This window comes from Streptomyces sp. T028 (genome assembly GCF_048159505.1).
Classification (GTDB): domain Bacteria; phylum Actinomycetota; class Actinomycetes; order Streptomycetales; family Streptomycetaceae; genus Streptomyces.
The window spans coordinates 94,670-115,563 of sequence record NZ_JBLRVZ010000045.1 but is presented as its reverse complement, the minus strand read 5'-3'; the positions used below and the strand labels follow the sequence as shown (position 1 = coordinate 115,563).

Sequence of the window (20,894 nt, the reverse complement as noted above, 5' to 3'; positions counted from 1 at the left end):
CGACGACCCGGTCCCGCCGCCGCCCGGCGCGGGGCCCGGCGCCCCTCAGAGCCAGCCGTTGCGCCGGAAGCCGCGGTACAGCACCAGACAGGCCACGGATATCACGCCGATGACCAGCGGATAGCCGAACCTCCAGTGCAGCTCGGGCATGTGATCGAAGTTCATGCCGTACACCCCGCAGACCATCGTCGGCACCGCGATCACCGCGGCCCAGGCCGTGATCTTCCGCATGTCCTCGTTCTGCGCGACCGTGACCTGCGCCAGATGCGCCTGCAGGATCGAGTTCAGCAGTTCGTCGAACGCGGCGATCTGCTCCGTGGCCCGCAGCAGGTGGTCGGAGACATCCCGGAAGTACGCCTGTATCTCCGGCTCGATGACCCGCACCGGCCGGTCGGCGAGGTCCATGAGCGGGCGCTTCAGCGGGACCACCGCCCGCTTCAGCTCCAGGAGCTCACGCTTGAGCTGGTAGATGCGCCCCGGGTCGGCCCGTGCCCCGCTCTCCGCGAAGACGTCCGCCTCGACCTGGTCGATGTCCGCCTGCACGGCGTCCGTGACGTTCAGATAGTCGTCGACGACATGGTCCGCGATCGCGTGCAGCACCGCCGACGGGCCCTTGGCGAGCTGCGCCGGATCGGACTCCAGCTCCTCGCGCAGCGGACCCAGCGAGCCGTGCCGCCCGTGCCGTACCGTGACCACGAAGTCCTGACCGACGAACACCATGATCTCGCCTGTGTTCACCACCTCGCTCGTCGCCGTGAGCTCCTCGTGTTCGACGTAGCAGACCGTCTTGAACACCGCGAAGAGCGTCTCGCCGTACCGCTCGACCTTGGGGCGCTGGTGGGCCTCGACGGCGTCCTCCACGGCCAGCGGATGCAGGTCGAAGAGTTCGGCGATGCCCGCGAACTCGGCGTTCGTCGGCTCGTGCAGACCGAGCCACACGAAGCCCTGGCCGCTCTTGCGGACCCGCTCCACCGTTTCGACCAGGTCGTCCCTGACGGGCGTCCGCACACCCTCCTTGTAGGTCACGCAGTTCACCACCGAGGAGCCCAGCGGGGAGCGCGCGGGGTGACTGAGGTCGACCCGGGCACGCTGCCGGGCCAACCGCGCGACCCTGCGCAGGCCGCCGACCCTTCCGAGGCCGGTGACCTTCCGCAGATTCCCTGCCATGGTCATCTGGATCTCCTTGCGTGGCTCTCCTCGCGCCGTACTTCCGCGCCCTGGCCAGCCAGTCTGCCAGGCTCGCGGATGCCGTGGGCAAGCCTGTGGAAAGGGCCGGTTCCGCTTTGTTCCCGCCTGTGGACAACGAGGCTCAGGGTCACGTCCGGTACGGCTTCCCCGCCCGCTCCGGCATGAACACCGCCCTGCCCCGCGCTCTTTCCCGCCATGGATTCATGGCCGCGTCGACCGCCTCCGGCAAGCGGGACAACTGGGATGATCAGCCCATGACGCGAACCGACGGGTACCTTCTGGACAACCGGCAGACCGAGGCGGCGGAACGCTTCGACGCCTTCGCCGCCCTCTTCGACCCCACGACGTTCCGCCATCTCGAGGAGCTGGGCGTGGGCCCCGGCTGGCGCTGCTGGGAGGTGGGGGCCGGCGGGACCTCGGTGGTGACCTGGCTGGCGAAGAAGGCCGGTCCCACCGGCAAGGTCGTCGCGACCGACATCGACACCTCCCGGCTGACCTCGGCCGCCCGCCCGCCGGTCGAGGTACGCGTCCACGACGTCGGCGCCGAGGCGCCCCCCGCCGAGGGCTTCGACCTGGTGCACGCCCGGCTCGTCCTGGTCCATGTCCCGGACCGGGAACGGGCGTTGCGCTCCATGGTGAAGGCCCTGCGCCCCGGCGGACGCATCCTGGTCGAGGACGGCGACCCCGCACTGCAGCCTCTGCTCTGCCCCGACGAGTACGGCCCCGAACAGCAGCTGGCGAACCGACTGCGGCACGGCTTCCGCAAGCTGCTCGCCGACCGGGGCGCCGACCTCTCCTACGGTCGCAAGCTGCCGCGTCTGCTCCGCGAGGCCGGACTGCAGCGCGTCGAGGCCGACGCCTACTTCCCCGTCACCTCACCCGCCTGCGCGGCCCTGGAGTCGGCGACGGTCCGCCAGATCCGCGAGCGACTCGTCACCGCCGGACTCGCGACCGACGAGGAGATCGACCGCCACCTGGCCGACGTGGCCTCCGGCACCATGGACCTCGCCACGGCACCGATGATCTCGGCTTGGGGGCGGAAGGCGTAGGGGCTGCGGGGGCTGCCCAGCACATCCGAGGCGGCACGGCCCGAGCCGACGCAACGCCGGCGACGCGGCCTCAGCCGACGGCAGGGGCCGCGTTCGCCTCCGTCGGCGTCGCCGCATCCCCGGACGTGGGTGGCCGGGCGCCCATCCGTTCCACCGCGCGCGCTCCCGCCCGGCATCCCTCGGCCGCCGCGGCCACGGGCTCGTCGCCCCGGAGGAGGGACGCGAGGAAGGCGCCCGTGAAGGCGTCCCCCGCACCCGTGGTGTCCCGGGGTGTCGCCGGGACGGCCGGGACCGTGGCGAGGACGGCGCCGGCGCCCGCGATCAGCGCCCCGCCCGCCCCTTGCTTGGCCACCACGAGCGGAACATGGCGACTCAGTTCCGCCGCTGCCTCCGCCCCGTCCGGCAACCCGGTCAGCAGACACGACTCGTCCCGGCTGGGCAGCAGCACCTCCACCCCCTCGACGAGGTCGAGGAAACGGTCGGCGCCCAGCTTTGTCAGGAAGCCCGCCGACGCCGGATCGAGGCTCGCCGGCACCCCACGCGTGCGTGCCGACGCCAACGCCGTGCGCACCAGCGCCCGCCCGGACTCGGAGAACAGCAGATAGCCCGACAGATGCAGGCGGCCCACCCCGTTCAGCAACTCCTCCGACCAGTCGCCGGGTTCCAGCCGCAGCGCGGCGCCGCTGTCGGTGAGGAACGTCCGCTCGGCCGCGGCTTCCGCGTCGACCAGACAGATCACCGTTCCGGTCGGGGCACGCGGATCGACGACAAGCCGGGGCCTTACCCCGCAGGCGGTCAGCTCCCGTTCGTGCCAGGCAGCCGAGTCCGCACCCACGCGGCCGAGCAGCCGTACGTCCGCACACCCCCAGTGCGACGCCCAGCACGCCACATTGGCGCCCGCGCCGCCCGGCAGGGTCCGGATCACGGCGGACGTGTCCGTCCCCGGCGCCGGCGACCCCCGATGCCGAGCGATCACGTCCGTCACCACGTCCCCGACGACCAGCAGCGCCCCGCCCGACGGCATCCCGGCAGCGACCCGCGCGCGTTCCGGCCCGCCGTGCGCGTGTTCCGACCCGCCTCGGCGTCCGGTCACCCCTCGGCCCAAGCCGCCGCGATCCGGGCCGCCAGCCGTACGTTGCCGCGCACCGCCGCCAGGTTGGCGCTCAGGGACGCGCCGTCGGTGTGCCGGACGAGATAGTCCAGGAGGAACGGTGTGACCCCCTGGCCGGTGACGCCCGCCTCCTCGCACGCGTGCAGCGCGTCGGCGAGCACGCGCGCGTGCAACTCGGGATCCAGTTGCTCCTCCTCGGGCACCGGATTGGCGACGATCAGCGCCGACTCCGGCCCGCCGAGCGTGTCCTGGGCCCGCATCACCCCGGCCACCTGCGCGGGTGTCTCCAGCGTCCAGTCCACCGGATGCCCCGAGTCGGACAGGTAGAAGCCGGGGAAGCGGTCCGTGCCGTAACCGGCGATGGCCACCCCCAGTGTCTCCAGGCGCTGCAGGGTCGCCGGAACGTCCAGGATCGACTTCACGCCCGCGCACACCACCGTGATCCGGGTGCGCGCCAGCAGACCCAGGTCGGCCGACTCGTCCTGGGTCACCGTCCACTCCCGGTGCACCCCGCCGAGCCCGCCCGTCGCGAACACCCGCACACCCGCCAGCGCCGCCAGCAACGCCGTCGCGGACACCGTGGTCGCCCCGCTGGCCCCCGAGGCCACCGCGAGCGGCAGGTCACGGTGGCCCAGCTTGCGGATGCCGTCCTCGTTGGCGACCCGCTCCAACTGCTCCTTGTCCAGACCGACATGGGGCCGCCCGTCCAGCACGGCGATCGTCGCCGGAACGGCACCCTCCGCGCGGACGGCCGATTCCAGCTCCAGCGCCACTTGGAGGTTGCGGGGGCGTGGCAGCCCGTGAGCGATGATCGTGGACTCCAGAGCCACCACGGGTCGACGCGCGTCGACCGCCTCCCGCACCTCTTCCGACACCACCAGCACCATGCGTCCGTCTCCTGTCCTCGGGTCTTCCCTCATCTCTGGCGGGCGGCGCACCCGGCCAAACCCCGGCGGCCTGTGGGGGACGCCACCGGCCGGCGACGCATGACGGCCGCGCTCCTGACGACGAGGAGCCCCGCCGGCCCCGGAGGCCCTCAGAACAGCGGCTCGGGCAGTACCCCTTCCAGCGCGAGCAGCTTCCGCTTGGTCTCCAGACCGCCCCCGAACCCGCCGATGCCGCCGTCGCTCTCGACCACCCGATGACACGGCACGACGACCGGCAGCGGGTTGGCGCCCATCGCCGTCCCCACCGCCTGTGCCGCCCCCGGCTGCCCGACCCGCTGGGCCAGGTCGCCGTAGCCGACGACCGCGCCGTACGGCACACCGGAGGCGAGCTCGCGCAGTACCTGGCGGTTGAAGCCGGAGATCAGCGCCCAGTCCAGGGGCAGCTCGAAGGTGCGCCGCTCACCCGCGAAGTAGGCGTCGACCTGGCGTATCGCCTCGGCCAGCAGCGGGGAGCGGGGCGCCTCGACGGGCTCCGTGCCCAGCCGGTCCGCGAGCCTGCCGAGGGCCCTGTCGCGGACCGCCTCGGTGGCGTGGAAGACGACGTTGACCAGGCCGTCGTGGGTCGCGGCCAGCAGCAGCGGCCCGATGTCGGTGCCGACGACGGCCCACACGACCTGCTGCCCGTTCCGCCCGTTGCTGTCCATTCCCCCACCGTACGGCCTGCCACTGACAGCGGGGTCGGTGCCGGCGGAGTCAGAACCAGTACAGGGCCCTGCGCACCACGTCGGGCTTGTTGGTGATCACGCCGTCGACACCGTACCCGGCGACGGCCCTCGCGGTGGCGGCGTCGTCGACGGTCCAGACGAAGACCCTCATCGGTGTGCCGTGCGGTCCCTTCAGCGCGTGCACCGCGTCGACGTAGCCCCGGGACACGGCGGTGTGCGAGGGATTGATCAGATCGGCGAAGACCGAGTACCGGGCCAGGTCCGCCTTGGCCGGCGCACCCAGCAGACCGGTCCGCACCTCCGGCCTCAGCTCGTGCACCGTGCGCAGACAGTCGGCACTGAAAGTCTGCACGATCAGCCGACTGCTCAGATGCCGCCGGTCGAGCCAGCCCTCGTTGCTCAGCAGCTTCAGCGTCTGCTGCTCGATTCCCGGGTACAGCTCGGGGTTCTTGATCTCCAGGAGCAGCTTCTGGTGGTTGTGCTCCACACGTTCCATGTACTGCTTCAGCGTCGGCACGCGCGCGCCCGCGTACGTCGCGCCGAACCAGCTGCCCGCGTCCAGCCGCGAGATCTCGGCCGCGGTGAAGTCCCTCACCTTCCAGGGCGCGCGGTCGGGAAAGACCTCCTCCACGTTCGTCGTACGGCGCAGATTGTCGTCGTGGATCACCACGAGCTCGTCGTCCTTGGTGCGCTGCACGTCGTTCTCCACCCAGGCGATGCCCAGGGCGGCGGCCTCGTCGACGGCGTCCAGGGTGTTCTCCGGGGCGAGCGAGGAAGCGCCCCTGTGGGCGACCACCACGGCGTGGGTGGCCGCGATGCCCGCCCGGGCGTCGTGCGCGGGGAGCAGAAGGGCGACGGCGCCCAGGAGCGCGGTGCTGGTGACGGCTGCTGTGCGCGCGTGCATGCGTACTCCTCGCGTCGAATGCTCACGTACGGCTCAACTGTGACAGCACAGAGTCAACGACGGAGGGGGTGCTGGATGACCACAGGATGAAAGGAGCGGCCCGGGGCCGCTCACCACTGCCGCACAAGTGCGGCAAGGACGTGTTTCTTTGCCGGAAAATCGTTCGCCCATTCCGGTGGCAGTCATACTTTCTCTCAGCCTTGACCGCTCGTGCGGTCCTGGAAGGGGCGCGAAAAGGACAAAGAAGCGACAGGGCGGAGGACAACCGCGCATGCAAGGCACGGTCGACGGATTCAGCTACGGAATCGTCACACCGCTGGTGGCCTACCTCATGGCCTGCCTCGGCGGTGCACTCGGCCTGCGCTGCACCACCAGAGCCCTGCTCGTCGCCCACTCCTGGCGCCCCGGATGGCTCGCGCTCGGCTCGGCGGCGATCGGCTCCGGCATCTGGACCATGCACTTCATCGCGATGATGGGCTTCACGGTCACGGGCGCCCCGATCCACTACGACAAGCCGACGACCTACGCCAGCCTCGGCGTCGCCATCCTCATGGTGGGCGTGGGGATCTTCATCGTCGGCTACAAGGGCGCGACCGGAACCGCGCTGTTCACCGGCGGCACCATCACCGGCCTCGGCATCGCGTCGATGCACTACCTCGGCATGGCCGGGATGCGGTTCAACGGCAACCTGGACTACAACACGTTCACCGTCGGTGTCTCCGTCGCGATAGCCATGGCCGCCGCCACCGCCGCCCTGTGGTCGGCCGGACAGGTCAGAGGCTTCCTGTGGAGCGTGGGCGCCAGCCTCGTCATGGGGCTCGCCGTCACCGGCATGCACTACACGGGCATGGCCGCGCTCAGCGTCCACCTGCACGCGACCGGCAGCCCGACCGCGGGCGACTCGCCCGCCGCCCTCCTCGCACCGATGCTGATCGGCCCCCTCGCCTTCCTGCTCCTTGCCGGCATCGTCGTGATGTTCGACCCGTTGATGGTGGGCAAACCCCGCTGGACCCCCGTCGAACACAAGCCCGGTGTCCCCGCGCACCCGGCCGTGCAGCACTCCGCCCGCCGCCCGGCCCTGCGCACCCGCCGCAAAGTCGCCCACCGCGAGTCCCGCACCCCGCAGAACCGCTGAGTCCGCCCGCCGGACCGGTGCCCGCCCGCACGAAACCGCTGATCCGGCCCCGTTGTCAGTGGGTGGTCGTACGGTGGATGGCATGCGGCCCGTTTCTCACATCGAACGCACGGTGGCGCCCTTCGAGGTCGTCAGCCCCTACCAGCCCAGCGGCGACCAGCCGACGGCCATCGCCGAGCTCGCCCAGCGGGTCGGAGGCGGCGAGAAGGACGTCGTCCTCCTCGGCGCGACCGGCACCGGCAAGTCCGCCACCACCGCGTGGATGATCGAGAAGCTCCAGCGGCCCACCCTCGTGATGGCCCCGAACAAGACCCTGGCCGCCCAGCTGGCGAACGAATTCCGCGAACTGCTCCCGAACAACGCGGTCGAATACTTCGTCTCGTACTACGACTACTACCAGCCCGAGGCCTACGTACCGCAGTCGGACACGTACATCGAGAAGGACTCCTCGATCAACGAGGAGGTCGAGCGCCTGCGTCACTCCGCGACCAACTCGCTGCTCACCCGGCGCGACGTCGTCGTGGTCGCCTCGGTCTCCTGCATCTACGGCCTCGGTACGCCGCAGGAGTACGTGGACCGGATGGTCCCCCTGAAGGTTGGCGAGGAGATCGACCGCGACGAGCTGCTGCGCCGCTTCGTGGACATCCAGTACACGCGCAACGACCTGGCGTTCACCCGCGGCACCTTCCGGGTGCGCGGCGACACCGTCGAGATCTTCCCGGTCTACGAGGAGCTCGCCGTCCGCATCGAGATGTTCGGCGACGAGATCGAGGCCCTGTCCACACTGCACCCCCTCACCGGCGAGATCATCAGCGACGACGAGCAGCTGTACGTCTTCCCGGCCTCCCACTACGTCGCCGGCCCGGAGCGTATGGAGCGGGCCGTCAACGACATCGAGAAGGAACTGGGGGAGCGCCTCGCCGAACTGGAGAAGCAGGGCAAGCTCCTGGAGGCCCAGCGGCTGCGGATGCGCACCACGTACGACATCGAGATGCTGCGCCAGATCGGCTCGTGCTCCGGTGTGGAGAACTACTCGATGCACTTCGACGGCCGTGAGCCCGGCTCCCCGCCGAACACCCTGCTCGACTACTTCCCGGACGACTTCCTGCTCGTCATCGACGAGTCGCATGTCACCGTGCCGCAGATCGGCGCGATGTACGAGGGCGACGCCTCCCGCAAGCGCACCCTTGTCGACCACGGCTTCCGGCTGCCCTCCGCCCTGGACAACCGTCCCCTGAAGTGGGAGGAGTTCCAGGAGCGCATCGGGCAGACCGTGTACCTGTCGGCGACGCCCGGCAAGTACGAGCTCTCACGCGGGGACGGCGTCGTCGAGCAGATCATCCGCCCCACCGGTCTCGTCGACCCCGAGGTGGTCGTCAAGCCCACCGAGGGGCAGATCGACGACCTGGTGCACGAGATCCGGACACGTGTGGAGAAGGACGAGCGCGTCCTGGTCACGACGCTCACCAAGAAGATGGCCGAGGACCTCACGGACTACTTCCTTGAGCTCGGCATCCAGGTGCGTTACCTGCACAGCGACGTCGACACCCTGCGCCGCATCGAGCTGCTCCGCGAGCTGCGCGCCGGAGAGTTCGACGTCCTGGTCGGCATCAACCTCCTGCGGGAGGGTCTCGACCTGCCCGAGGTGTCCCTGGTGGCGATCCTCGACGCCGACAAGGAGGGTTTCCTGCGCTCCGGCACCTCGCTGATCCAGACCATCGGCCGCGCGGCGCGCAATGTCTCCGGCCAGGTGCACATGTACGCCGACAAGATCACCCCGGGCATGGAGCGGGCCATCGAGGAGACCAACCGCCGCCGCGAGAAGCAGGTCGCCTACAACAAGGCGAACGGCATCGACCCGCAGCCCCTCCGCAAGAAGATCAACGACATCGTCGCGCAGATCGCCCGCGAGGAGGTCGACACCGAGCAGCTGCTCGGTACGGGCTACCGGGCGAAGAAGGACGGGCGCGGCACCAAGGCCCCCGTGCCCTCGCTGGGCGACAAGGCGGCCAAGGGCGCCAAGGCCAAGTCCGCCAAGGGCAAGGCCAAGGAGACGGTTCCCACCGACCGTCCGGCGGCCCAACTCGCCGAGCAGATCGAGGAGATGACGGAGCGTATGCGGGCCGCCGCCGCGGACCTGCAGTTCGAGGTCGCCGCCCGGATCCGCGACGAGGTCTCCGAGATGAAGAAGGAGCTGCGTCAGATGAGGGAGGCGGGTCTGGCCTGACGGGCCTCTGCGGTCGTCGTGCCCGGGTCGCGACGCGCAGTGTTGCAAGAACGACACAAAGTCCGTGCCCGGGTACGGCACCGTCAGTGCCTGTGCGTAGGGTTTTCGGCAACCGCGGACTCCGCGGCAACAGGGGACAGTTCGAGAGGGGAATCAGCCCGTGACCGTCAATATGACCAAGGGCCAGGCCATCAGTCTGCAGAAGAACGACGGGGGCAGCCTGACCGCGGTCCGTATGGGTCTCGGTTGGCAGGCGGCCCCGCGGCGCGGTCTGTTCGGCTCCCGCACCCGGGAGATCGACCTCGACGCCTCCGCCGTCCTGTTCGCGGACAAGCAGCCCGTCGACGTCGTCTTCTTCCGCCACCTGGTGAGCGACGACGGCTCCGTGCGGCACACCGGTGACAACCTCGTCGGCGGCGTCGGCCAGGGCGGCGACGACGAGGCGATCCTTGTCGACCTCGCGCGGGTCCCGGTCCACATCGACCAGATCGTCTTCACCGTCAACTCCTTCACCGGCCAGACCTTCCAGGAGGTGCAGAACGCCTTCTGCCGCCTGGTCGACGAGACCAACGGTCAGGAGTTGGCGCGCTACACGCTCGCGGGCGGCGGCGCCTACACGGCCCAGATCATGGCCAAGGTGCACCGTTCGGGTTCGGGCTGGACGATGACGGCCCTCGGATCCCCGGCCAACGGCCGTACCTTCCAGGACCTGATGCCCGCCCTCGTGCCGGTTCTGTAGCGAGCCGGGGCCGACGGACACGACAACACCACACGCGACACAGGGGGACGGGCGATGACGGCCGAGCTGGTGCGGGGGCAGAACCACCCGCTCTCCACGGTTCGCCTCGAGATCAGGATCTCGGCCGACACGCCGGTCGTGGCCGCGGCCACGCTCAGCGACGAGGACGGCAGGGCGCAGGGCGTCGAATGGGTGGCCCATCCAGGCTCCCCGACCCTGCCCGGCCTCGAGGTCTCCCGGCAGGCGGCCGCAGATCACCGTCTCGCGGTGGACCTGGACGCCATGCCGGCGAGCGTGCACCGCGTCAACGTACTGCTCTCCCTGCCCACGGGCGACGGGGGAGGCCCGGCCAGCTTCGGCTCGGTCACACCCCCCGCCGTCAAGGTCACCGGCCTCGACGGCACCGAGGTCGCCACGTACACCGTCACCGGTCTGAGCGCCGAGTCGGCGGTCGTCGCCCTGGAGCTCTACCGGCGCCAGGGCGCCTGGAAGGTCCGCGCCGTCGGCCAGGGGTACGCGGGCGGCCTCGCCGAACTCCTCACCGACCAGGGCCTGCCCGAGGCGCACCAGCTCGCGACCGGCATCAACGAGGCGGTGGCCCAGGGCCTGGCCCGCTCGGTCCCGGCACCGCCACCCCGTACGGCCGACGGCGACCGCTCCCGGCAGGCGGCCGCGTCTGCACTCGGCCCGGACCAGAGCGGCTCCGCGGTAGGAGCGCAGGGTGCTCAGGGGGCCACCGGTCCCTACGGGACGGGCCAGAGCCCCCAGCCCGGCGCAGGGAGCGGCTACTCGACCGGCGCGCCGACGGGTTCCGTCCCGACGGGTGCGGTGCCGACGGATCCCGGCGCGACCCAGCCCACCGCGCCGCCGCCCCCGCCCACCACCGGCGTCCCGGTCGACTACGTCCACCCCCGTCGACGGAACGCCGCTCCGCCGCCGCCTGCGCCCACCGCGCCGCCGGCCCAGCCGGGGCAGCCCGCCCCGCCCGTCGCGGGCGACGCGACCGGCTGGTCGATGGAGGAGCGGCTCTACAACCAGGTCTGGGGCATGTTCGAAGACCTGGCCCGCACCACGGCCGCCTACCGCAGTGCCGTGGACTTCGCCGACACCCGCATGGAGAAGGAGCTGGACCAGGTCCTGTCCGACCCGCGCAGCAGGATCGGCGGCCAGGGGGACGCGGCCCGCGAAGCGGCCCAGGCCCGGCACATCCAGCTCGTCGACCAGGCCCGGGAAGCCCTGGAGCGGGATCTCACCCAGCTCGGCGCCGAGTCCGACGTCGTGGAACCGGCGCTGCCCCCGGCCTACGCCCGCTGGGACAACCCCGTCTGGCACGCCTACCGCGTCCCCATGGAGATGCCGATGGCGCTGCGTCTGGGCGATCTCCATCTTCCCGAGAGCGATCCGCTGCGTATTCCGATGCTGGTCCGACTCCCGCTGGAGCGCGGGCTGTGGATCGACAGCGGCGGCACGGGGTCGTCCGAGGAGTCGTTCGCCGACTCGCACGAGCTGCGGCACCTCGCCCTGGTGTCGGCCGTGGCGCACACGGCCCGGTTGCTGGCCGTGTATCCGGCGGGGGAGTTCACCGTGCACGTGATCGACCCGGCCGGCTCGGGGGCGACGGCGTTCGCACCGCTCGTCCAGGCTGGGGTGCTCGCGGCCCCGCCCGCCGCCGGCGCCGCGGGGGTGGCGGACGTCCTGGGCCGGCTGACCCAGCGCGTCGACCTGGTGCAGATGGCGTTGCGGGGCGGTGCCGCCGACTCGCTGCCGCCCGGCTTCGACACCTCTCAGCAGCTCGTGGTCGTCAACGACTTCCCGCACGGCTTCGACGACCGCGCCGTGAACCAGCTCCGGTACCTCGCGGACGAGGGTCCCGCCGTCGGTGTGCATCTGATGCTGGTCGCCGACCGGGAGGACGCCGCCGGTTACGGTCCGTTGCTGGACCCGCTGTGGCGCGGGCTGCTCCGGCTGACTCCGGTGCCCGACGACCATCTCGCGGACCCGTGGGTCGGGCATGCCTGGACGTACGAACCGGCGCTCGTGCCGCCCGGCAGCCAGGTGCTCCAGCAGGTGCTGGCTCAGGTCGCCATCGCTCGTACCAAGCACTCGTAAAGGCATCCTGACCAGGGAACTTGGTCTTTCTTTTGCCAATCACTTTACCTTTCCTTGGTGATTGGGGTACTGTTTTCCGCACGGAGGGGAGTACTCCCTGCTGCGGCGCACCCGTCAATACGGATCGAAGTGGATCCCGGGACGTCGGCCCCGTCCCGCCATGGACTGGGTGGAAGAGACCTCCGGCAGCGCGACGACGCTGATTACCTGCCGTTACGTACTGCCGGAGGCGCAGTGGATGTTTCCCTGAACCTGTGGGTTCTGACCATCTTGGGTCTGGCCGCCCTGATCGCGGTCGACTTCTTCATCGGTCGCAAGCCGCATGACGTGTCGATCAAGGAAGCGGGCATCTGGACCGTCGTCTGGATCGCCCTGGCCGCACTCTTCGGCCTCGGCCTGCTCGTCTTCGGCGGCGGCCGGCCCGCCGGAGAGTTCTTCGCCGGCTTCATCACCGAGAAGTCGCTCAGCGTCGACAACCTCTTCGTCTTCGTCCTGATCATGGCGAAGTTCGCGGTTCCGTCGCAGTACCAGCAGCGGGTCCTGCTGATAGGCGTCCTCATAGCCCTGGTCCTGCGGGCGGTCTTCATCGCCGCGGGCGCCGCGATCCTCGCCAGCTTCTCCTGGGTGTTCTACCTCTTCGGCGCCTTCCTCGTCTGGACGGCCTGGAAGCTCATCCAGGAGGCCCGCGCCGACGACGAGGACGAGGAGTTCGAGGAGAACAAGCTACTCAAGGCCGCCGAGCGCAGGTTCGGCGTCGCCGACCGCTACCACGGCACCAAGCTGTGGATCGAGCAGAACGGCAAGCGGGTCATGACCCCGATGCTCGTCGTGATGCTCGCGATCGGTACCACCGACGTCCTGTTCGCCCTCGACTCCATCCCCGCGATCTTCGGCCTCACGCAGGACCCGTACATCGTCTTCACCGCCAACGCCTTCGCGCTCATGGGCCTCAGGCAGCTGTACTTCCTCATCGGCGGCCTGCTGAAGAAGCTGGTCCACCTCAGCTACGGACTGTCGGTCATCCTGGGCTTCATCGGCGTCAAGCTGGTGCTGCACGCGCTGCACGAATCGGGGGTCCACGTCCCCGAGATCAGCATCCCGTTCTCGCTCGGCGTCATCTGCTCCGTCCTGATCGTCACCACGATCACCAGTCTGCGGGCCTCGAAGAAGCAGACGGCGGCCGAGGCGGCGCAGACAGCGGGCGAAGGCGCTCCGAAGGACAGCATCCAGGCCTGACCACGGACGACGTAGAAACAACCAGCCCGGGGAGCGGTGCGCGGCGCATTGCCGACCGCCGCTCCCGGTGGTTCCTTGGGACCCGGGCGTCCGCAGCAGGGGGCGCCCGCTACGGGCGGAGGCACCATGGGCAGTTCACAGAAGTTCGTACAGATCATCGGCTTCGAGACCGACCGCATCGACGAGATGCGCGCACTCGCCGAGGAGGGGGAACAGGGACTCAGGGACAGCGCCGACGGCCCCGTGCGGCGCCTCGTCCTCAAGGACAGGAACCAGCCGAACCGCTACCTGGTGGTGATCGAGTTCGACTCCTACGAGGAGGCCATGCGCAACAGCGAATCCCCCGAGACGAGCAAGTTCGCGGAGCGGATGGCCGCGCTCTGCACCAAGCCCCCGTCCTTCACGGACTGCGACGTCGAGGACGCCACCACGTTCAGGTGACGCGCGGGCCGCACCGGCCGTAGCGGCCGGAATGCGAAGGCCCGACGGCTCTGCGACGATCGCCGCATGATCGTTCGGCTCAGGACGCCCACCACCCGGTGGACGACCCTCGTGCCGGTGCTCGCAGTCGTTCTCCTGGTCCTGACCTGGGGACGCGACCTGTCCGCGGCGGTCGTCGCGTGGGGCGCCCTGATCGTGACCCTGATGGCGGACGGCGGCGACAAGTCCTCGCCCCTGGCGAGGGACACGGTGTTCGCGGCTGTGATGATCACCTGCAACGGCGTGGTCGGCGTGTGCCTCCTCGTCGCCTCCCTGCGCCACGGCACAGCCGTGTTCAACGCCGAGGGCACCGGCGCCGCCCTGGCCACCGTGACGACCCTCGCCACGCTCAGCCTGGTCCTGCCGACCTTCACGACCAGCAAACCGGGCCCCGGGTTCTCCAGCGTCCAGCTGACCTTCGCCGCGCTGTCCTCGCTGATCCTGTACGGCCGGGGGGACTGCGCTCCGCCCGCCGCGACCGTGGGCAGACCAGCCTCAACCTCGCGCTCGGCTCCGCCATGGCCGGCATCGGCCTGACGATCCCCGAGGTCGCCCTCGCCTCAGTCTGGCTCTCCGGCCCGCTCGTCCTCGGCCTGGGCGCCACCCACATGGTGCTGCTCGCGCTGACCATCGTGGTCGCCTCCCTGACCGTGGTGCCGGGACGGGCCACCCCCCTCCAGGGCGGCGTGCACCTCGTGCTGTTCACGGCCTACCTGGAACTGGCGATCAACCCGCGACCCGGGCTGTTCACTCCAGCACCGGCTGCGCGGCGGCCATCCGCACCGGGCGCGTCTCCGGCAGCAGCGCGAAGCAGCCGAGGCTGACGAGGGCGATCCCCGTGAGATACACGCCCACACCCCAGGGCACGCGCCCCGACCGCTCCGCCAGGGCCGTGGCCACGATCGGCGTGAGCGCGCCCCCGAGAACACCGCCGAGGTTGTAGCCGACCGCAGCGCCCGTACAGCGGATCCTCGGCTCGTACAGCTCGGGCAGATAGGCCGCGACGACCCCGAACATCGTGACGAACGCGAGGAGGGCCCCGAGGAAGCCCAGGAACATCGGCAGGGGAGCGCCGGTCGCCAGCAGCGCGACCATCGGCAGCATCCACAGCGCCGCCGCCGCACACCCCACGAGACACAGCGGCCGCCGTCCGAAACGGTCGCCCAGCATCGCCGCCACGGGCGTCAGCGCGCCCTTCACCACCACCGCGCCCATGATGCAGGCCAGCATGACGGTACGGCTCACCCCGAGGCGTTCGGTCGCGTACGCGAGGGACCAGGTCGTGACGGCGTAGAAGATCGCGTACCCGACGGCGAGCCCGCCGGCGGTCAGCAGGACCAGCCGCCCGTGGTCGCGCAGGACCTCCGCGAGCGGCACGCGCGCGTGGTCGCCGATCTCCAGGAACCGAGGGCTCTCCGGGAGCGACGACCTCAGCCACAGGCCCAGTACGGCCAGCACCCCGGCCGCCCAGAACGGAACCCGCCACCCCCACTCGGCGAACTGCGTCTCCGTCAGCGTCGCCGACAGCACCAGCACCACCCCGTTGGCCAGCACGAACCCGACCGCGGGTCCGACCTGCGGGAAGCTCGACCACAGCCCGCGCCGTTCGGCCGGCGCGTGCTCGGCAGTGAGCAGCACCGCGCCACCCCACTCCCCGCCGAGCCCCAGCCCCTGCAGAAAGCGCAGCGCGAGCAGCAGCAGAGGAGCGGTCACCCCGATGCTGCCGTACGTCGGCAGGCAGCCGACCGCGACCGTCGACGCCCCGGTCAGCAGCAGGGAGACGACGAGGACCGGACGCCGGCCGCGCCGGTCCCCGACATGCCCGAAGAGGACCGACCCGAGCGGCCTCGCGACGAAGCCCACGCCGAACGTCGCGAACGCGGCCAGCGTCCCGGCCAGCGGCGAGAACGTCGGGAAGAACAGCGGCCCGAGAACCAGCGCGGCCGCGGTGCCGTAGACGAAGAAGTCGTAGAACTCGATGGCCGTCCCCGCCAGCGAGGCGGCGGCGAGCCGTGGCATGGAGGGCGCCCTTACGGTGCGTACATCGTGCATGCCGCGTCAACTACCCATGGTGACGGCGGGTTACGGGGGCGCACGGAGGTGACGAGCGGGGCGGCGGGTGACCGAGGCGGCCTCTCGGTGCGCCGTTTCACCGTGATAGACCGGGTCTGAGCAGCGGTCCCCGACGGGCCGCTCCGAACGGACCGGAGGAACCGTGCCCCACACCCTGGCCACCGCCCCGATCATGATCCTGAACGGCCCCAACCTGAACCTCCTGGGTCAGCGCCAGCCGGAGATCTACGGGTCCGACACGCTCGCCGACGTCGAGGCGATGTGTGTGAAGGCGGCGGCAGGACACGGCGGCACGGTGGACTTCCGGCAGTCCAACCACGAGGGTCAGTTGGTCGACTGGATCCACGAGGCGCGCCTGAACCACTGCGGCATCGTGATCAACCCGGGCGCCTACTCGCACACGTCGGTCGCGATCCTGGACGCGCTCAACACCTGCGACGGCCTGCCGGTGCTGGAGGTCCACATCTCCAACATCCATCAGCGGGAGTCCTTCCGCCACCACTCGTACGTCTCCCTGCGCGCCGACGGTGTCATCGCGGGCTGCGGGGTGCAGGGATACGTGTTCGGGGTGGAGCGGGTCGCCGCGCTGGCGGGGACGGGGAACGCGGGCTGATCAGAGCCGGCCGGCCTCCACGATCCGCCGCAGGAAGCGCTGCGTGCGCTGCTGCCGTGGGTCACCGAACACCTGCTCGGCGCTGCCGCGCTCCAGCACGACCCCTCCGTCCAGGAAACAGACCTGGTCGGCCACCTCACGGGCGAAGCCCATCTCGTGCGTGGCCAGCACCATGGTCATGCCGTCGCCCTTCAGATCGCGGACGACGTCCAGGACCTCGCCGACCAGTTCCGGGTCGAGAGCGGCGGTGATCTCGTCGAGCAGCAGCAGCCGGGGACGTACGGCGAGGGCGCGTGCGATCGCCACACGCTGCTGCTGGCCGCCGCTGAGCCGGTCGGGGTACTCGCCCGCCCGACCCCCCAGTCCGAGCCGCTCCAGCAGCTCCCCGGCGCGTTCCTCGGCCTCCGCGCGGGCGACGCCGTGCACCCGGCGCGGGGCGAGCGTGATGTTCTCCAGCACCGTCATGTGCGGGAACAGGTTGTACGACTGGAAGACCACGCCGATACGGCGCCGTACCGCGTCCTGGTCGGTGCGCGGGTCGGTGATCTCCTCGCCGTCCAGCCAGATCGCGCCGTCGTCGATGTCCTCCAGGAGGTTGGCGCAGCGCAGCAGTGTCGACTTGCCGGATCCGGAGGCGCCGATCAACGCGGTCACCGTGTGCGGGGCGACCTCCAGATCGACGTCCCGCAGGACGACCGAGCCGCCGAAGGTCTTGCGGACGGACTCCATCCGCAGCACCGGGCCGTCGCTCATGTCGTTCCTCCTTGGGCCCGCCGGCTGTCCATCCGGGCGGTCACCCAGTCCGTGAAGCGGGTCATCGGGATGGTCAGGGCGACGAAGACCAGCCCCGCCACGATGTACGGCGTGTAGTTGAGACTGCGGCCCACGATGATGTCCGCCGCGCGGACGGCGTCGACGGCGCCGCCGATCGACACCAGGCCGGTGTCCTTCTGCAGGGACACCAGGTCGTTCAGCAGCGGCGGCACCTGGCGCCGCACCGCCTGGGGGAGCACCACGTACCGCAGCGCCTGACGGTTGGACAGGCCGAGGGAGCGTGCCGCCGCGCGCTGTGAGGGGTGCACGGACTCGATGCCGGCGCGGAACACCTCGGCGACGTACGCCGAGTACGTCAGCGTCAGCGCCGTACCGCCGAGCAGCACCGGGTCGACCGTGACGCCCTGCAGACGCAGCGCGGGGACGCCCAGGACCACGATCATGAGGTTGATGATCAGCGGCAGTCCGCGGAAGAAGTCCGTGTACGCCGCCGCCAGCACCCGCAGGGGGAAGAACACCGGGCCGCGCAGGGTGCGGGCCACGGCGATGAGCATGCCGAGGACGAGCACGGCGGCGCCGCAGACGAACAGCAGCCGGACGTTCAGCCAGAGCCCTTCCAGGACCTTGGGGTACGCCTCGCGCGCGTACTGCCCGTTGAAGAACGTCTCCTTGGTGCGCGGCCAGCCGGGCGCGCCGACGACGATCAGATAGAGGACGGCGGCCGTGACCAGGGTCGACAGCGCGGCGATCGCGGTGGCGCGGCGGGCACGCGTGCGCTTGTAGCGCTCACGCTCCAGCCGCCGCTGGGACGGGACGTACGCGTCGCCGCCCCCGGACATGTCGCCCTTGTCGTCCGCGCCCTCCTGACCGGACTCCTCCTTCGTGACCGTCACTTGAGCACCGGGGCGTCGACGGAGTCGGAGAGCCACTGCTGCTCGATCTTCGCCAGGGTGCCGTCCTCGCGGAGGGCGTCCACGGCGTCCGTCACGCACGAGGTGAGCGCGCTGCCCTTGTCGAGGACGAGCCCGAACTGCTCGGGCGTGCCGCCCTGGTTCTCGAACTGGCCGACGATCTCGGCGTTCGTCACCTCGGCGGCGGTGATGTAGAAGGCGGTGGGCAGGTCGACGACGATCGCGTCCACCTGGCCGTTCTTCAGCGCGGACTTGGCCTGGTCGTTCTTGGCGTAGACGGCGGCCTGCTGACTCGGCTTCACCACGTCGTCGATGTAGTCGAGGCTGGTCGTACCGACCTGGGCGCCCAGCTTGAGACCCTTGAGGTCGGCGATGCCCGTCGCCTCGGCGGCCTTGGTGCCCTTCAGCGCGATGACGGCCTGACGGACGTCGTAGTAGCCGGAGGAGAAGTCCACGGCCTTCTTGCGCTCGTCGCTGACGGACACCTGGTTGATGTCGAAGTCGAAGGTCTTCTCGCCCGGCGCGAAGGCCTTGTTGAACGGCACGCTCTGCCAGACGACGGCGCTCTTGTCGTACCCGAGCTGCTTCGCCACGGCGTAGGCCACCGCGGACTCGAAGCCCTCGCCGCTGGACGGGTTGTCGTCCTTGAACCACGGCTCGTACGCGGGTTCGTCGGTGGCGATCGTCAGCTTTCCGGAGGTCTTGGTCGCCAACTCGCCCTTGGCGCAGGTCTTTCCGGCCGAGGCGGAGGCCGAGGCGGACGCGTCGGCCTCGGGCTGCGGAGCGCAGCCGACCGCGGTCGCGAGGAGGGCGACGGTGGCGCCGGCGGCGGCGCGGCGCAGAACACGAGGGGCGAGGTGCATGGCGGGAGAGTGGCAGCGAAACCCGTGTTTGTCCACGTCACGCCCGCGTTTGTCCGCATGGTGGGAACGGGTGTTGCGTTCTCGTGAACAGGTTCGCGAAGTCTTGCCTGGGCCGCCGGCCGAGGGCGGGGATCGAAGACCGGCGGCCCATTCCGCGCCGGAGCCGTCATCCCGCGCGGGGCTGCAACCAGTTGACCGCGCAACGACGTGGGAGGGGGAGCGCGCGTAAGGCACCGGCGCGTGCGCACGATTCACACGGGGCGCGCGAACGACTCCGCGCGCCCCAGTGCCCAGAACTCACCGCACGCTGTCAGGAACTCACCAGCCGCGCCCCCGTGCCGGACTCACCACCCGCGCGCGTGCCACTCCGGAAGATGCGGCCGCTCCGCGCCCAGCGTGGTGTCGTTGCCGTGTCCCGGGTAGACCCAGGTCTCGTCCGGAAGCACGTCGAAGATCTTCGTCTCGACGTCGTGGATCAGGCTGGCGAACGCCTCCGGATCCTTCCAGGTGTTGCCCACGCCGCCAGGGAACAGACAGTCGCCGGTGAAGACATGGGGATGCCCGTGCGGGTCGTCGTAGACGAGCGCGATCGAGCCCGGCGTGTGCCCGACCAGATGCCGCGCGGTGAGCTCCACGTTCCCCACGCGGACCACATCGCCGTCGTCGACCAGGACGTCCGTCGGCACGGGGATGCCCCCGGCGTCCTCCCGGCCCGCGTACGTGCGCGCACCGGTGGCCGCCACGACCTCGGCGAGCGCCTGCCAGTGGTCGCCGTGCTGATGGGTGGTGACGACGGACGCGATGCCGTCGTCGCCGATCATCCCGAGCAGCGCCCGCGCGTCGTTGGCCGCGTCGATCAGCATCTGCTCGTCCGTGGCCCGGCAGCGCAGCAGATAGGCGTTGTTGTTCATCGGGCCGACCGCGATCTTGGTGATCATCAGGTCCTTGAGCTCGTGCACGTCCGCCGGTCCGCCGACCGTCACCTCTCCGCTGTACGTCATGTCGGCAGCCTATAGCGGGGGCAGGGCCGGGAGCGGCCCGCCGGCCACGGTCAGCGCGGATCCGTCGCGGCGTCCCGCGAGCCAGCCCAGCAGGTCGGCCGGGGCCCCGGTGACGGTCGCCTCGGGGGCGGCCGCCTCCCGCCCGGTGCGCCACGCGCGCGTGCCGTCCGTCAGCCGGGTCGGGGGCACGTCCGGGTGCCCGGCGAAGCGGTCCGCGAGGAAGTCGGTCTCCCGCTCGGTGAACTCCTCCGGCAGGTCCTCCAGCTCGTAGCCGATGCCGAGGTCCACATGGTGCAGCTCCACCTCCACCCAGCGCCGGAAGGGCACCCGGGCCGCCGTGTCGACGACACCGCCTCGCAGCTCGACCGTGCGCGACCAGTCGGCGGGCAAGGCCCCGGCCGCCTGGAAGCGGGCCGCGCTGTCCCTCAGGTCGGTGAGCTGGACGTCCCGGGGGCGCGGGGCGTCCCGCTCGATGTCGGCGTCGCGGACGGCCGCGTCGGCGTACATGGGCCGGCCCTCGAAGACGTTCACGAGGGCGTCCGCGTTGCGGGAGAGATGGGCGAGGACATGACCCCGGCTCCAGCCGGGCAGACGTGACGGTTCCGCCACCGCCGCGTCGTCCAGTTTGCCGACTGCGGTGAGCAGTCGGTCGGTCGCTTCACGTACAGACGCCAGGTCATGAGCGTGATCAATCATGCTGCTGACCTTAGCTCCGCCACTCCTTCGGGTGAAGGTGTCGGACCGCGGCCCAAAATCGAATGTGCGTGCTATAAGGTCGGTGACGGCATCGGGCATGCTGGATGGCCCGGGATTGTTGTCAACCGGTGAATCCGACCGGCGCTGTCAGTGGCTCCCCCTAGTCTGAGAAC

19 protein-coding genes and 1 pseudogene are annotated in these 20,894 nt (G+C 70.6%); 9 read left to right on the top strand and 11 right to left on the bottom strand.

Translation table 11 applies throughout. The features are described from left to right. Positions 1-45: 45 nt before the first annotated feature. Positions 46-1,173: a magnesium/cobalt transporter CorA gene (gene corA, locus ACLZN2_RS37525; protein ID WP_416984056.1), complete on the bottom strand. Its 1,128-nt coding sequence runs from the start codon at positions 1,171-1,173 to the stop codon at positions 46-48. Between the two features lie 269 nt (positions 1,174-1,442). Here corA and ACLZN2_RS37520 point away from each other — a divergent pair, with 269 nt between their 5' ends. Then, positions 1,443-2,237, top strand: a complete 795-nt coding sequence (locus ACLZN2_RS37520; protein WP_416984090.1) for a methyltransferase domain-containing protein — start codon at positions 1,443-1,445, stop codon at positions 2,235-2,237. A 70-nt stretch (positions 2,238-2,307) separates the two neighbouring features. Here ACLZN2_RS37520 and ACLZN2_RS37515 read toward each other — a convergent pair whose 3' ends face one another. The 4 genes from ACLZN2_RS37515 to ACLZN2_RS37500 form a co-directional block, all read right to left on the bottom strand. Further along, entirely contained in the window at positions 2,308-3,261 is a 954-nt protein-coding gene (locus ACLZN2_RS37515; RefSeq protein WP_416984055.1) for a carbohydrate kinase family protein, read from the bottom strand. Positions 3,262-3,326: 65 nt separating this feature from the next. Then, the gene (locus tag ACLZN2_RS37510; protein WP_416984054.1) at positions 3,327-4,235 is read right to left on the bottom strand and encodes a pseudouridine-5'-phosphate glycosidase; all 909 of its coding nucleotides are present in this window, start codon (positions 4,233-4,235) and stop codon (positions 3,327-3,329) included. Positions 4,236-4,384: 149 nt separating this feature from the next. Further along, the gene (locus ACLZN2_RS37505; RefSeq protein ID WP_416984053.1) at positions 4,385-4,939 is read right to left on the bottom strand and encodes a methylated-DNA--[protein]-cysteine S-methyltransferase; all 555 of its coding nucleotides are present in this window, start codon (positions 4,937-4,939) and stop codon (positions 4,385-4,387) included. Between the two features lie 49 nt (positions 4,940-4,988). Then, positions 4,989-5,864, bottom strand: a complete 876-nt coding sequence (locus tag ACLZN2_RS37500; RefSeq protein ID WP_416984052.1) for a glycerophosphodiester phosphodiesterase — start codon at positions 5,862-5,864, stop codon at positions 4,989-4,991. 271 nt (positions 5,865-6,135) lie between these two features. On the opposite strand from ACLZN2_RS37500, the gene ACLZN2_RS37495 reads away from it, so the two are divergent. From ACLZN2_RS37495 to ACLZN2_RS37465, 7 genes and pseudogenes are all read left to right on the top strand, one after another. Next, entirely contained in the window at positions 6,136-6,999 is an 864-nt protein-coding gene (locus ACLZN2_RS37495; RefSeq protein ID WP_416984051.1) for an MHYT domain-containing protein, read from the top strand. A gap of 82 nt (positions 7,000-7,081) precedes the next feature. Continuing rightward, entirely contained in the window at positions 7,082-9,226 is a 2,145-nt protein-coding gene (gene uvrB / locus ACLZN2_RS37490; protein ID WP_416984050.1) for an excinuclease ABC subunit UvrB, read from the top strand. Between the two features lie 160 nt (positions 9,227-9,386). Then, positions 9,387-9,965 carry a TerD family protein gene (locus tag ACLZN2_RS37485; RefSeq protein ID WP_416984049.1) on the top strand — a complete coding sequence of 193 codons (579 nt, stop codon included), beginning with the start codon at positions 9,387-9,389 and terminating at the stop codon, positions 9,963-9,965. 54 nt (positions 9,966-10,019) lie between these two features. Further along, complete coding sequence (locus tag ACLZN2_RS37480; RefSeq protein WP_416984048.1) at positions 10,020-12,074, top strand: TerD family protein; 2,055 nt, start codon at positions 10,020-10,022, stop codon at positions 12,072-12,074. 234 nt (positions 12,075-12,308) lie between these two features. Beyond that, complete coding sequence (locus ACLZN2_RS37475; protein WP_416984047.1) at positions 12,309-13,310, top strand: TerC family protein; 1,002 nt, start codon at positions 12,309-12,311, stop codon at positions 13,308-13,310. Positions 13,311-13,436: 126 nt separating this feature from the next. Then, on the top strand, positions 13,437-13,751 hold the full coding sequence (locus tag ACLZN2_RS37470; RefSeq protein WP_416984046.1) for a hypothetical protein: 315 nt from the start codon (positions 13,437-13,439) through the stop codon (positions 13,749-13,751). A gap of 66 nt (positions 13,752-13,817) precedes the next feature. After that, positions 13,818-14,524, top strand: a pseudogene (locus ACLZN2_RS37465) (calcium:proton antiporter); the annotation flags it as partial. A gap of 13 nt (positions 14,525-14,537) precedes the next feature. Here ACLZN2_RS37465 and ACLZN2_RS37460 read toward each other — a convergent pair. Further along, on the bottom strand, positions 14,538-15,809 hold the full coding sequence (locus tag ACLZN2_RS37460) for an MFS transporter (protein WP_416984045.1): 1,272 nt from the start codon (positions 15,807-15,809) through the stop codon (positions 14,538-14,540). 196 nt (positions 15,810-16,005) lie between these two features. Here ACLZN2_RS37460 and aroQ point away from each other — a divergent pair, with 196 nt between their 5' ends. Further along, the gene (gene aroQ, locus ACLZN2_RS37455; RefSeq protein WP_416984044.1) at positions 16,006-16,476 is read left to right on the top strand and encodes a type II 3-dehydroquinate dehydratase; all 471 of its coding nucleotides are present in this window, start codon (positions 16,006-16,008) and stop codon (positions 16,474-16,476) included. Here the strand turns inward: aroQ and ACLZN2_RS37450 are convergent, their stop codons facing one another. The 5 genes from ACLZN2_RS37450 to ACLZN2_RS37430 all read right to left on the bottom strand — a co-directional run bounded on the left by ACLZN2_RS37450 (position 16,477) and on the right by ACLZN2_RS37430 (position 20,721). Then, positions 16,477-17,229, bottom strand: a complete 753-nt coding sequence (locus ACLZN2_RS37450; RefSeq protein WP_416984043.1) for an amino acid ABC transporter ATP-binding protein — start codon at positions 17,227-17,229, stop codon at positions 16,477-16,479. It lies immediately after the preceding gene. Continuing rightward, positions 17,226-18,143, bottom strand: coding sequence for an amino acid ABC transporter permease (locus ACLZN2_RS37445; protein WP_416984042.1), 918 nt, complete (start codon positions 18,141-18,143; stop codon positions 17,226-17,228). The genes ACLZN2_RS37450 and ACLZN2_RS37445 overlap by 4 nt, the downstream gene beginning before the upstream one ends. Further along, a complete protein-coding gene (locus tag ACLZN2_RS37440) occupies positions 18,140-19,024 on the bottom strand; it encodes an ABC transporter substrate-binding protein (protein WP_416984041.1) in 885 nt (294 codons plus the stop codon). The genes ACLZN2_RS37445 and ACLZN2_RS37440 overlap by 4 nt, the downstream gene beginning before the upstream one ends. Before the next feature lie 344 nt (positions 19,025-19,368). Further along, positions 19,369-20,025 carry an MBL fold metallo-hydrolase gene (locus ACLZN2_RS37435; protein ID WP_416984040.1) on the bottom strand — a complete coding sequence of 219 codons (657 nt, stop codon included), beginning with the start codon at positions 20,023-20,025 and terminating at the stop codon, positions 19,369-19,371. A gap of 9 nt (positions 20,026-20,034) precedes the next feature. Next, on the bottom strand, positions 20,035-20,721 hold the full coding sequence (locus ACLZN2_RS37430) for a maleylpyruvate isomerase family mycothiol-dependent enzyme (protein WP_416984039.1): 687 nt from the start codon (positions 20,719-20,721) through the stop codon (positions 20,035-20,037). Between the last annotated feature and the right edge of the window lie 173 nt (positions 20,722-20,894).